Below are 13,451 nucleotides of genomic sequence, written 5' to 3'. Positions count from 1 at the left end.
GAACAGACTCTCAGATTCAGTGGCGATAGCTGTGAGGATACACCCGTACCCATGCCGAACACGGTAGTTAAGCTCACAAACGCCGAAAGTACTTGGCTGGAAGCGGCCCGGGAGGATAGGAAGCTGCTGATTAAAATCCCAACTCGAAAGAGTTGGGATTTTTACTTGTGACAGATAGTATGATGATGGATAGTGCAGGTTGTCCGGAAGCGTACGGGAGGAACAAGCTGCTGATTAATGCTCAGAACCGATTGTGCAGAAAATCGGTTCTTTTCTTTTTCTCATTTCCGATAAGTCAGTGCTCCGATGGACTGAGTCAGATGCGGTATTCGTGGGTCGGCCTCACTGTGACAAGCCTCTGTATAGATAGTTCCTGGATTTCCTGATTTATTGTTTGGATAAACAATACCAATAAAATTACTTGTAGTAAATATTTAATTCGTGATTCATATATGATAGAATATGTACAAATATCACTACTTTTTTAGGATTGTAGTTTTCTGATAGTAAAAAGAAAAGAAGGTCGGATGATGATAAAGTATGAGATAAGAAAAATTCTACTTTCAGCAGCTCTGATTAGTTGCTTGGGAATGGCTGTTTTTTCTGCTGGGTGTAGCAGTAGTACTCAGCAGAGGAGCAGTTCGGTTTCTGTTAAAGCAATGAAGGTTCTGCAGCAGGATACGATTGTCACCCATGACTATTCGGGCCAGGTGAAGTCCATGGATGCGGTCATCATCAAGCCGAAAGTTTCCGGGTCCATTGTGGAGAAATATTTCAGAAGCGGCCAGTTCGTCCATGAAGGGGATCCCCTGTATAAAATCGATGACCGTCAGTATGATTCCGCCGTCCTTTCGGCACGGTCCAATGTGGACAAGGCGAGGACAAACCTGAACAATTCCATGATCGACCTTGGGCGGTATGAGAAACTCCTTTCCTCCGGCGCCATTGCTGAACAGACGGTGACGACCCAGCGCGCCACGGTGGCATCGAACCAGTCCAGCTACGATGATGCCCAGGCCCTTCTCAAGAAAGCCCAGGAGAATCTGGATGATACCGTCATCCGCGCTCCCATTACAGGAAAACTTTCCGTAGATGACGTGGCGGCGGGGACCTATGTCACCGCAGGAAATACAAGCCTCGTTTCCATCGGCTCCATCAATCCGATTTACGTCCAGTTTTCCATCAGTGAAAATGAATACCTCAATTTCCGCATGGCCATGGAAGATCAGCGGGTGGAAGGGGAAAGGCTGAAACGGCCCACCCCGCCCAAAGCAACCCTGACTCTCAGCAATGGCAGGAAATATGACGAAGTTTCCACGAATTACATCGGGGACCGTGAACTTTCAGAAAGTACCGGCACCCTCACCTTGAAAGCGGTTTTCCAGAATGAACATGGCGTACTTCTCCCCGGCATGTTTGCCAGGGTCACCGTGGAAGGGTCGCCCCGGAAAGATGCGCTTCTCGTGCCCCAGCGGGCCGTGCAGCAGGTGCTGGATAAATCCTTTGTCATCGTGGTGGGCGATGACAACAAGTCCGTCTCGAAGCTTGTCACCCTGGGAGACCAGGTAGGAAGCTACTATATCGTGGAGAGCGGACTTTCGAAAGATGACAATGTGGTGGTGGAAGGGCTGACAAATCTGAAAGAGGGGCAGCCTTTGAATGCCACTGAAACCACGGCGGAAGAGCTGGGCCTGTCACTCACTGCCCCGGATTCTGCCGTCTCCGTAACCACGAAGTAAGGAGGGCCTATGTCTAAATTCTTTATACGGCGGCCGATCTTTGCCATCGTGATTTCCATCATCATCGTGATCCTGGGGACCCTTTCGCTCATATCGCTGCCGATTGCCCAGTATCCCCAGATTTCGCCGCCTACCATCAGCCTTTCCGCTTCCTATACCGGCGCCAATGCCACCATTGTGAACCAGACGGTGGCCCAGGTCATCGAAGAAAAACTGAATGGCGTGGAGCATATGGATTACATGTCCTCCACGTCCAGCAATAACGGGGGTTACAGCCTTTCCATCGTTTTTGATCTGGACAGCGATGGGGATCAGGATTCCATCAATGTGCAGAACGTGGCGAACCTCGCCAAGAACAGCCTTCCTTCCGACGTGCAGACCACGGGGCTGAACGTCCGGAAATCTTCGGGCGATATGGTGCTCATGGCCAATCTGTATTCGCCAAAGGGCACTTACGATCAGGCATTCCTGAAAAACTATGCGGATATTTATATTCTCGATAAACTCCAGCGCATCAGCGGCGTAGGCAATGTGAATACTTTCGGCGCCAGCTATGCCATGAGGGTCTGGGTGAACCCGGACAAACTGGCTGAAAGAAATCTGACCGTAGCCGACGTCATTTCGGCGATCAGAGAGCAGAACGTCTCTGCCCCTGCCGGCACCATTGGCGCCCAGCCCGCTCCGGAACTCCAGGAAAAGCAGTATGCCGCCAAGGTGGAAGGCCGTCTCACCACGCCTGCCCAGTTTGGAAATATCATCGTCAAATCCGAATCCAACGGCAATTTCGTCTACCTGAAAGACGTGGCCAAAGTGGAAACGGGGACACAGAATCAAAGCTCCAACTCCAAGATCAATGGTCACAGCGGGATCGGTTTCGGCGTACAGCTGACCAACGATGCCAATGCCCTGGAAGCAGTGAGCCAGGTGAAACAGGTCCTGACGGAAGCGAAGGAAAATTTCCCGCCCGATCTGGACTATATCATCGTCATGGATAATACGAATTTCATCAACGCTTCCATCAATGAAGTGGTGGAGACTCTTGTGGAATCTTTGATTCTCGTGGTCCTTGTGGTCTTTCTTTTCCTCCAGAAATGGCGGACCACCCTCATTCCGACGCTGGCGGTTCCGGTTTCCATCATTGGTACCTTTGCGACCTTTGTTATTCTTGATTTCACCATCAATACGCTCACCCTTTTTGCTCTCGTATTGGCGATTGGTATGGTAGTAGATGATGCGATTGTGGTCATCGAAAACGTGGAAGAACATATGTCGAAAGACGGCCTTTCCCCGAAAGAATCCACGGAACGGGCCATGGACGAAGTCCAGGGACCAATTATAGCGACCACTGCCGTACTGGCTTCGATTTTTATTCCCGTCGCCTTCATCGGGGGAGTCACCGGGGTGCTGTACAAACAGTTTGCCGTGACCATTACGGTTTCCGTCGTCATTTCTTCTTTTGTCGCCCTGACGCTGACTCCTGCCCTCTGCGGGACGATTCTGAAGAGCGATGACAAAGGATTTGAGTCCGGCCCCATTGCGGCTTTCTTCCGCTGGTTCAACAGGACTTTTGAAATCGTCAGAGACAAATACACGGGAAAAGTAGGCTGGATGATTCACCATCTGAAGTTGGCTGCCGTATTTCTCATTCTGGTGGTGGGACTCATGGGAGTCTTCTACAGGCTCATCCCCTCCACCTTCGTACCCGATGAAGATCAGGGTATCTTCATTGCCAGCATTACCATGCCCGAAGGGACTTCCCTCAACCAGACCATCAAGACCATGGATGAAGTGGCGGAGGAAACGAAGAAGATTCCCGGGGTCAAAGACATCATGACCCATGCGGGAGGTTCCAATTCCAATGCAGGAAATATGTATGTAGCCCTGGACAACTGGAGCGAGCGCACCACTTCCGATCTCAGCGTGGAATCGATACTGGCTAAATTCTATGCCACTGTGGCGCCAAACCATCCGGAAGCCAGAGTCGTGGCTTTTAATGCGCCATCGCTCCCGGGTCTCGGTATGGAAGGGGGCTGGTCCATGCAGCTCCAGGACAATACGGGCCTCACCGACACGGAACTGGGAAATGTGGCAGACAAAGTTGTGGCCGCCTGCAACCAGCGGCCTGAAATCACCGGCGCCCGCACGTCTTACGCAACGAATACGCCCAGCGTGGAATTCACGGTGGATCGTGAGAAAGTCAAAAATCTGGGTATCAACCTTGCCGACGTATTCACGGCGCTCCAGGTCAATTTCGGCGGGTCCCAGGTCAATGATTTCAACCAGTTCGGCCGGGCCTATAAAGTCATGGTCCAGGCAGATACCAATTATCGTTCCCAGACGGATACGCTGAAATTTATTTCCGTCAAATCTTCCTCCGGCAAGATGGTTCCTCTCGACACCATTCTTACGAGCTCCATGACCACAGGGCCTTCTTCCATTTCCCGTTTCAACGGGGTCCGCTCCGTAGCCATCAATGGCAGCGCTTCCACCGGATATTCTTCGGGCCAGGCCATGCAGGCAGCGGAAGAAGCGGCGAAATCCGTCATCCCGTCGGGCATGACCATCGAATGGTCCGGACAGAGCCGTGAAGAAAGTTCTTCCTCCAGCTCCACCATGAAAGTTCTCATCATGGCCCTCGTCTTTGCCTTCCTGTGCCTGGCAGCCCTCTATGAGAGCTGGTCCATGCCCTTTGCCGTACTTTTCACCGTACCTACGGGGATGTGCGGCGCCCTGGTTTCTGAATATGTGGTAAGAAAGCTGGCCATCCTCATGGGCTCAGGAGCCAGCGGATTCATGAACAGTGTGTACATGCAGATCGGGATCATCATGATCATCGGCCTGGCCGCAAAGAATGCCATCCTCATCGTGGAATTTGCAAAAGAAAGAGCGGACAAGGGTATCGATCCCATGGAAGCCGTTCTTACGGCATCCAAACTCCGTCTCCGCCCGATTCTTATGACTGCTTTCACCACCATCATCGGCTGTATGCCCCTTGCCATTGCCACAGGAGCGGGAGCAGGAGCCCGCTGCGGCATGGGTGTCGCCGTGGTCGGCGGTATGACAGTAGCCACGGTCTGCGGCGTATTCCTCATTCCTGCTTTCTACCTCATAACGGAATACATGGCCCGGTGGTTCAGGAAAGTCACGGGATTTAAAGGGATTAAATTCAAGTATCGCATGCTGAGGAGGTAGTCGTTAGCAGCTAGCCGTTAGCCGTTAGCCGTTAGCAGCTAGCCGTTAGCCGTCAGCCGTTAGCAGCTGGCCATTAGCCGTCAGCCATTGTATTTTATGGTGCGCTCTGAAAGGGGCGCACTTTTTCTTTTGGGAATCAGGGGCCCGGGATTTTCGAAAAGGAAATTTCTGCTTTAACGGGATAAGATCAAGTCGTGGAAATCATCGATTTTATCGGGGAAATATTACATATGAAGAGTAATCATATTTCCTATTGTATAGACTGATTTCTTCAAAAAGTGTATAAAAAACGCTTGACAGGACATAAAAGGCGTATTATGATAATCACAACTTAATGAACAAACCGTTGAAGCGGAGATAAAAATAGTTGTGCACTCACAGGGAGTCGGGGCAATGAGAAGCCGGCAGGACGCAGATTATTAAATGGACCGCTGAGGGCGCGGTGAAAGGATTTCCAAGTAGCCTGCGACGTAGGGCATACGTCAGTTGCCGGAGATATGCTGGTATCTCGCTAAGAGCAGGGGTCAAACCCTGAAACAAGGTGGCACCGCGGAATGATATCCGTCCTTGACAAGTATTTGTCAGGGACGGATTTTTTAGTTCCCGGAAAGGAAGAAAAAATGGATACGATCAGACGATGGCTGGGAATCGGTTTCTGAAAAACATTTTGTCATATTTCAAAAATAAAAAATGGAGGAACATAAAATGATTAAAGAAGCAATCCAGAAAATTGTAAGAAAAGGCGATCTCACCTACAAAGAAGCCTATGACGTAATGAATGAAATCATGAGCGGTGAAACGACACCGACCCAGAATGCGGCTTTCCTCGCTGCCCTTTCCACGAAGAGCACCAGGGCAGAAACGATTGATGAAATCTCCGGCTGCGCCATTGCCATGAGAGAACACGCCACTCCCGTTCCCCACCCGGGCCTGAAAGTCCTTGAAATCGTAGGCACCGGCGGCGACGGCTCCAACAGTTTCAATATTTCCACCACTTCTGCTTTCGTCATTGCAGCAGCAGGAGTAAAAGTGGCCAAACACGGCAACCGCGCCGCATCCTCCAAATCCGGCACGGCAGACTGCCAGGAAGCCCTGGGGGCCAATATCCAGCAGGATCCGGCCAAAGCCCTGGACATGCTGGAGAAAGTGGGCATGTGCTTCCTCTTCGCCCAGAAATATCACTCCGCCATGAAATATGTGGGACCCATCAGAAAAGAACTGGGCTTCCGCACCGTATTCAATATCCTGGGACCCCTCACGAACCCCGCCAACCCGGATTACTTCCTTCTCGGCGTCTACGATGCTTACCTGGTAGAACCGATTGCAAAGGTTCTTGACAAGATGTGTGTCCACAATGCAGTGGTCGTTCATGGTATGGATTGTCTTGATGAAGTTTCGCCATCCGACAAAACCCTCGTCTGCGAACTGAAGGACGGCTACTATAGAACGACTGAGATCGCTCCGGAAGACTTCGGCCTCACCCGGGGGAAGAAAGAAGAACTGGTCGGCGGCACGCCTGAAGAAAATGCGGAAATCACGAAAGGCATCCTTTCCGGAAAGATTCAGGGCACGAAGAGAAATGCAGTCCTCCTGAATGCGGGACTTGCCCTCTATGCGGCCAAAGCAGTACCCACCATGAAAGCAGGCATCGAAAAGGCGGCAGAAATGATCGATACCGGCAAGGCCTATGCGAAGATGGAAGAATACGTCAAAGTTTCCAATGAATAAGGGGACAATATGATTCTGGATGATATTGCGGCAGAGACGAGAAAGCGCCTCGAAAGACTCAAAGCCGAAGGGTACTACGGGAAGATTCATGAGGAAATAAAAAATTTCCAGCCTTCCAATCAGCACCTTTTCTACAACAACCTGAAGAAGCCGGGGCTCTCCTTCATCTGCGAACTGAAGAAAGCCTCTCCTTCCAAAGGGCTCATCAGCCCGGACTTCCCTTTCGAAGCCATAGCAAAAGAATATGAAGAAGCCGGGGCCTCCGCTATTTCCTGCCTCACCGAACCGAAGTGGTTCAGGGGGGACATCGAATACCTGAAACGGGTGGCAGGAGAAGTGAAGATCCCGGTGCTCCGGAAGGATTTCATCGTCGATGTTTGCCAGATCGAAGAAGCAGCACTCTCCGGAGCTTCAGCCATTCTCCTCATCGCCGCAATCCTTACGGATGAAGAAATAAAGAAATTCATGCAGCTGGCAGAAAGCCTGGGCCTCGACGTACTCTGTGAAGCCCATGACGAGACGGAAATGAAACGGCTCATCGAGGACGGTGCCAGAATCTGCGGTGTCAACAATAGAGACCTTCGGGATTTCACTATTCACATGGAAACCACCGAAAAGCTGGCCAGGCTGGTGCCGGAGGACAGAGTGCTTGTTTCCGAAAGCGGCATGACCGACAAAGGGGCCGTACACCGGATGAAAGAGGCCGGGGCAGATGCCGTACTCATCGGCGAAATGCTGATGAGGGCAGAAGACAGAAAAAAACTCCTGAACGAAATGATTCAGGAAAATTTATAAAAAGGATGGAAATCATATGAAAACAAGATTTGGCGAATATGGCGGACAGTATGTACCGGAAGTCCTGATGAATGAAGTGAACCGGGTAGGGGAAGCCTTCGAAGCCTGCAAAAAAGACCGCGAATTCCAGGACGAACTCCATCGTCTCTTTGTAGAATATACAGGCCGTCCCTCCATGCTTTACGAAGCGGAAAACATGGAAAAAGACCTCGGCGGCCCAAGAATTTTCCTGAAGAGAGAAGATCTCAATCACACCGGCGCCCATAAAATCAATAACTGCATCGGCCAGGCGCTCCTCGCGAAGAAAATGGGCAAGACGAGAATCATTGCCGAAACCGGGGCCGGCCAGCATGGCGTCGCTGCGGCAACCATTGCCGCCCTCTTCGGCATGGAATGCGAAGTCTTCATGGGTGAAATCGATACCCAGCGCCAGGCATTGAACGTCTATCGTATGAAACTCCTCGGCGCGAAAGTGAACGTCGTGAAGACGGGTTCCAGAGTCCTGAAAGATGCGGTCAACGCAGCCATGCAGGAATGGAGCCGCCGCTGCGATGATACCCATTACGTCATTGGTTCCACCACCGGTCCGGCACCGTTCCCGGAAATGGTCCGCTATTTCCAGAGCTGCATCGGACGCGAAGCAAGGGCTCAGGTCCTCGAACGGACCGGAAGCCTGCCGACCAGGGTCTATGCCTGCGTAGGCGGCGGTTCCAATGCAGCCGGCACCTTCTATCCCTTCGTCCAGGATGCGGGAGTCCAGCTCATTGGCTGCGAAGCCGGCGGCAAAGGCATCGATACCCCCTATCATGCGGCCACTGTCAATCGCGGACGGCTCGGCGTATTCCATGGCATGAAATCCATTTTCTGCCAGGATGATGATGGAAATATTACCGAAGTTTACTCCATTTCCGCAGGCCTTGACTATCCGGGCGTATCTCCGGAACATGCCTACCTCAATGACATCGGCAGAGCCAGATACATCGCCATTACCGATGAAGAAGCGGTACAGGCCTTCGAATACCTGGCAAAGACAGAAGGCATCATCTGCGCCATCGAATCGGCCCATGCCGTGGCCGGTGTGCTGAAAGAAGCCAAAAACATGACGAAAGATGACGTCGTCGTCATTACCCTTTCCGGCCGCGGAGATAAAGACGTGGCTGCCATTGCCCGTTATCGCGGTGAAAACCTGACTGACTGAGGAGGAAATACATATGAGTCATATTAATGAAGCATTCAAAAACGGTAAAGCACTGATCGCATTCCTGACCGTAGGCGTTCCTTCCCTGGAAGATACGGTGAAATACGTCCTTGAAATGGAAAAAGCCGGAGTCAACCTCATCGAACTGGGCGTCCCCTTCTCCGACCCCATCGCTGATGGCCCGGTCATCATGGAAGCTGACGTCAAAGCTCTTGCCAACCATGTGCACCTTCCCCAGGTCATGGAAGTGGCAAAGGAAATCCGGAAATACTCCAATATCCCCCTAGTCCTTCTGACCTATTACAATCCCGTCTTCAGCTATCCCGCAGACAGATTCTTCCGGGATGCCGAAGAAATCGGTATCGACGGCATCATCGTCCCCGATATGCCCCATGAAGAACAGATGGAAATCAGACCCCTGGCCGATGAACACGGCGTAGACATCATCCAGATGGTAGCGCCCACTTCAGAAGCCAGAATCCGTGAAAACGTCAAAGCTGCGACAGGATTCGTCTACGTCGTTTCCTCCATGGGCGTCACCGGCATGCGGGGCGACATCAAGACGGATCTGAAAGATATCATTCAAGTGGTAAGAGATACCACCGATACCCCCATTGCCATCGGCTTTGGCATCCATACCCCGGAACAGGCCCACAACATGGCAGCCCTGGCAGACGGAGTCATCACGGGAAGCGGCGTCGTTGATATCATCAATAAAGAAGGAAATAAGGCCTCTGAAGACCTTAAAGCTTATCTCACAGGACTTCGCAAAGGGATGGATGAATAAAACAGTTAAGTGAAGGTGGCGCGTGTCAAAATATGATGCGCGCTTTTTTTATTGGGGAAACACAGGGTAACAGCTGATGCCGGATGGCTTTACAAACCCTTCTTCCGGTCTAAAACCTAAAGACCTGTCCGATATGGTACAATAGAAAATAATATTTCAAAGAAAGACGGGGAAATAGAATGGATCCTTTTGTTCATCTCCATACGCACACGGAATACAGTCTTTTCGATGGGACTTGCCGAATTAAGGAGCTGGTGTCTCATGTGAAGGAAATGGGGCAGACTGCCATTGCCATCACGGATCATGGGGTCATGTACGGTGCCGTATATCTATACAAAGAATGCATGTCCCAGGGGATTAAGCCCATCATCGGTTGTGAAATCTACGTGACCAGGGGGAGCCGTTTTGAAAAAGGGGCCGGAAAGGAAAAGGAAAAACTGGCTCACCTCATTCTTCTGGCTGAAAATAATACCGGTTACCAGAACCTTATCAAAATCTGTTCCAAGGCCTGGACGGAAGGATATTACTTCAAACCCCGGGCAGATCATGAACTTATCCGGCAGTATCATGAGGGACTCATTGCCATGTCTGCCTGCGTGGGCGGGGAACTTCCCCAGGCAATCCTGAACAGGGATATGGATCAGGCAAGAAAGGTTATAGAGTTTTACATTGATACTTTCGGAAAAGACAATTATTTCATCGAACTCCAGAATCACAATCTCCCTGAAGAAGCAGCAACCCGGCCTGTGCTGGCCCGTCTCGCAGAGGAATATGGTCTGGGCCTAGTAGCGACAAACGATTTTCATTACACGAAGAAAGAGGATGCTGGAAGTCAGGAAATCAAACTCTGTATTTCTACCGGTAAAACTCTGGATGATCCCTATCATTTTCATTTTGCCAATGAAGAATTCTACTGCAAGAGCGGGGAGGAAATGAGGAAAATCCTTGGAAATTTTCCGGGTGCCATTGAAAATACGAAGAAAATCGCAGATCGGTGTAATGTGACCATTACCTTTGGAGACCATAAGCTCCCTGCTTTTGACGTACCTGAAGGGGAAACCTCAAAGACTTATCTCAGGAAACTCTGTGAACAGGCGCTTCCGGAGAGGTATCCTCATCCCATGGGCGTAGAAAGAAAGCGGCTTGATTATGAGCTTGGCGTCATTGAGCATATGGGATTTTCTGATTATTTCCTCATCGTCATGGATTTTATCCGCTATGCGAAGACCCATGGCATTCCTATCGGCCCGGGTCGAGGATCGGCTGCAGGCTCCATCGTGGCCTACCTCCTTCATATCACCGAAGTGGATCCGCTGCGGTTTGACCTTCTTTTCGAACGTTTTTTAAATCCTGAACGAGTTTCCATGCCGGATATCGATACGGATCTATGCTACAGGCGGCGCGGGGAAGTCATTGATTACCTGGCCAGGAAATATGGTAAAGATCAGGTAGCCCAGATTATTACTTTCGGAACCCTTGCGGCCAGGGCAGTCATTCGCGATGTAGGGCGTGTTACGAATATGCCTCTCCGGGACGTGGATAAAATTGCAAAAATGGTGCCCGGTGGTCCCGGAGTGACTTTGAAAAAGACTTTGGACGGTTCCCGGGAATTTAAGGATATATACGATTCCAATCCACAGGTGAAAGGACTTATCGACCATTGCCTTGATCTGGAGGGCCTTTCACGAAATTCCGGCACCCATGCGGCAGGCGTCGTGATCTGTTCGAAGCCGGTTGATGAATTCGTCCCCATCCAGCTGACCCAGGATGGTTTCATCCAGACTCAATATGAAAAGGACCAGGTGGAACAGCTGGGGCTTCTGAAAATGGATTTGCTGGGTCTTAGAAACCTCACTGTTATTCATGATGCTCTGGAAATGATTCAATCAAATCAGGGCATCAATCTGGATATCAATAAAATTCCCAGCGTGGATAAAATGACCAGCGATATGCTCTGCAAAGGGGATACCATTGGCGTCTTTCAGTCTGAATCTGCCGGTTTCACATCCCTTCTTGTCCAGCTCCATCCGGACAGGTTTGAGGACCTGATCCCGATGGTGGCCCTCTATCGTCCGGGACCTTTGGGAAGCGGCATGGCGGAAGACTTTATCAAGAGAAAACATGGTGAAATTCCTGTGGAATATCCACATCCTTCCCTTGAACCCATTCTTAAAGAAACCTATGGGGTTATTCTGTATCAGGAACAGGTCATGCAGATTGCTTCCGTTATGGGCGGTTTCAATCTGGGGCAGGCCGATATGCTCCGCCGTGCCATGGGCCATAAGGAACCGGAAATCCTGCAGAAAAACAGGGATACCTTCGTCGAAGGAGCCCTGAAAAACGGGGTGGATGAAAAGACGGCAAACTATGTCTTTGACCTCATGGTTCACTTCGCGGGCTATGGTTTCAATAAATCCCATTCCGTGTGTTATGGTCTTATTGCCTGGCAGACAGCCTACCTCAAGGCTCATTACCGGCCGGAATTTATGGCAGCCATGATGACCTGTTACAATGGTGACCGGGATAAAGTCTCCCGTTATATTTCAGACACCCGTAAAGCAGGAGTAGAAATTGCGGCGCCTGATGTGAATCTTTCGGAAGCCTATTTTTCCGTTAAAGGAAATAAAATCCTTTTCGGTCTGGATGGCATTCAGAACGTAGGGGAAAATGCAGTGGAAAATATCATCGCTGCCCGCAGAAAGGGAGGACCATTTAAAAATCTTTCCGATTTCCTGGAAAGGGTGAGTGACCGGAGTATGAACAGCCGGGCCTGCGAAAGTCTCATTCGATGCGGAGCCCTGGATTCCATGGGGGCCAATCGCCAGCAGCTTCTCGCAGTCCTCCCGGAAGCCATCTCCGATGCCCAGTCCACAAAACAGGACAGGGAATCGGGGCAGATGTCTCTCTTTGGCGGCATGGAAACAGCAAGAACCATGGTTTATCCAGACCTTCCTGATATGCCGCAGAATGAAAAAATCGACTGGGAGAGAAAACTTCTGGGTTTTTACGTCAGCGGGCATCCCCTTGATGCTTTCAAGGCACAGATGACACGATGCATTCCTATCTATCAACTCCAGCAGGAGGCTATGAAGTTTGACGGAAAATTGGTGACCATTGGTGGAACCATTACCCGGGTAAAAAGCACGATGACGAAAAAGGGGGAGCCCATGGGTTATGTCTCCATTGAAGATTATGACGGAGACCTGGAATCCGTGGTTTTTCCGAGAACCTGGGAAAAAGCGAGACCCATTCTTGTGGAAGATATGCCCGTGTGTCTCAGGGGGCGGGTCCAGGCCAATGAAAGGGAAGTCAAAATCTTGGCCGATGATATCGTACCGCTCTCCAGTTTTCATCAGGCCGTAAGGCCCCCGGTTTCCTCTGTCCATCTCTATGTGGACGAACGCCATGAAAACGGAGCCGTATCCAGCGGTCTGTCAAGGATTCTCCAGAGATATCATGGAGAGACGCCGGTATTCCTTCATATCCAGAGCAGCAGGCAGGAAATACGGATGCTGCCCCAGTTCTATCTGGACTTTTCCGGGGAAGCGGAAGAAGCACTGAAAGGGCTTCTGGGAAATGCCAATGTGGAGGGAAGAAAGTAAGTCCCGCTGAGAGTCCCAAGTACTCTGTATGATCTTGTTTGAAGAGCAAAAATACGCTTGAAATAGAGCACGAACCGGGCAGTGATTGAAGACAGAAAGGTACCGGAAAGTGACTTATTCTTAATGGATAGGTGGAAATATTGCTCTGCCTTTGATCATCCGGAATAAAAATTTCCAGATGCTTTATTTTTAACAAAATTCTAATGATACAAATCGCGTTTTTTGCTACTATACCGGTGGAGCGAATGGAAGGGCCCCTGAAGAAATCCCCTGCAAACCGGTATGTACACAATCGATCGAGCCGGCGGAGGGATGGACGCAGATGATTTTCAAAAGCTCCAGCTAACCGCGCGGTGAAATTTTTTTCACTCTATTTTTACAAAAGAAATAAGTCCTCCTCAACCGAAAGG

The 13,451-nt window shown here is 50.5% G+C and carries 7 protein-coding genes and 1 rRNA gene; all 8 read left to right on the top strand.

The features are described from left to right. The first annotated feature begins 15 nt into the window (after positions 1-15). The 8 genes from rrf to VZT47_RS06930 all read left to right on the top strand — a co-directional run bounded on the left by rrf (position 16) and on the right by VZT47_RS06930 (position 13,041). A 5S ribosomal RNA gene (gene rrf, locus VZT47_RS06965) occupies positions 16-132 on the top strand. A gap of 527 nt (positions 133-659) precedes the next feature. Next, the gene (locus VZT47_RS06960) at positions 660-1,739 is read left to right on the top strand and encodes an efflux RND transporter periplasmic adaptor subunit (protein WP_330224247.1); all 1,080 of its coding nucleotides are present in this window, start codon (positions 660-662) and stop codon (positions 1,737-1,739) included. 9 nt (positions 1,740-1,748) lie between these two features. Next, a complete protein-coding gene (locus tag VZT47_RS06955) occupies positions 1,749-4,931 on the top strand; it encodes an efflux RND transporter permease subunit (RefSeq protein ID WP_330224246.1) in 3,183 nt (1,060 codons plus the stop codon). A 705-nt stretch (positions 4,932-5,636) separates the two neighbouring features. Next, complete coding sequence (trpD, locus tag VZT47_RS06950; protein ID WP_330224245.1) at positions 5,637-6,659, top strand: anthranilate phosphoribosyltransferase; 1,023 nt, start codon at positions 5,637-5,639, stop codon at positions 6,657-6,659. Between the two features lie 9 nt (positions 6,660-6,668). Next, the gene (trpC, locus tag VZT47_RS06945; RefSeq protein WP_330224244.1) at positions 6,669-7,454 is read left to right on the top strand and encodes an indole-3-glycerol phosphate synthase TrpC; all 786 of its coding nucleotides are present in this window, start codon (positions 6,669-6,671) and stop codon (positions 7,452-7,454) included. Between the two features lie 16 nt (positions 7,455-7,470). After that, a complete protein-coding gene (gene trpB, locus VZT47_RS06940; RefSeq protein ID WP_330224243.1) occupies positions 7,471-8,652 on the top strand; it encodes a tryptophan synthase subunit beta in 1,182 nt (393 codons plus the stop codon). 13 nt (positions 8,653-8,665) lie between these two features. Beyond that, positions 8,666-9,439: a tryptophan synthase subunit alpha gene (trpA, locus tag VZT47_RS06935; protein WP_330224242.1), complete on the top strand. Its 774-nt coding sequence runs from the start codon at positions 8,666-8,668 to the stop codon at positions 9,437-9,439. Between the two features lie 179 nt (positions 9,440-9,618). Next, positions 9,619-13,041 carry a DNA polymerase III subunit alpha gene (locus tag VZT47_RS06930; protein ID WP_330224241.1) on the top strand — a complete coding sequence of 1,141 codons (3,423 nt, stop codon included), beginning with the start codon at positions 9,619-9,621 and terminating at the stop codon, positions 13,039-13,041. Positions 13,042-13,451 lie beyond the last annotated feature (410 nt).

It is taken from the genome of Dialister sp., from assembly GCF_036343215.1.
Taxonomy (GTDB): domain Bacteria; phylum Bacillota; class Negativicutes; order Veillonellales; family Dialisteraceae; genus Dialister.
The sequence above is the reverse complement of the archived record's forward strand: the minus strand, read 5'-3'. Positions and strand labels throughout refer to the sequence as shown.

What these genes read in the sequence shown, in the direction of transcription:
- trpA (WP_330224242.1), top strand. Translation starts at nt 8,666, where the DNA reads ATGAGTCATATTAATGAAGCATTCAAAAACGGTAAAGCACTGATCGCA.
- trpD (WP_330224245.1), top strand. Translation starts at nt 5,637, where the DNA reads ATGATTAAAGAAGCAATCCAGAAAATTGTAAGAAAAGGCGATCTCACC.
- VZT47_RS06955 (WP_330224246.1), top strand. Translation starts at nt 1,749, where the DNA reads ATGTCTAAATTCTTTATACGGCGGCCGATCTTTGCCATCGTGATTTCC.
- VZT47_RS06960 (WP_330224247.1), top strand. Translation starts at nt 660, where the DNA reads ATGAAGGTTCTGCAGCAGGATACGATTGTCACCCATGACTATTCGGGC.
- VZT47_RS06930 (WP_330224241.1), top strand. Translation starts at nt 9,619, where the DNA reads ATGGATCCTTTTGTTCATCTCCATACGCACACGGAATACAGTCTTTTC.
- trpB (WP_330224243.1), top strand. Translation starts at nt 7,471, where the DNA reads ATGAAAACAAGATTTGGCGAATATGGCGGACAGTATGTACCGGAAGTC.
- trpC (WP_330224244.1), top strand. Translation starts at nt 6,669, where the DNA reads ATGATTCTGGATGATATTGCGGCAGAGACGAGAAAGCGCCTCGAAAGA.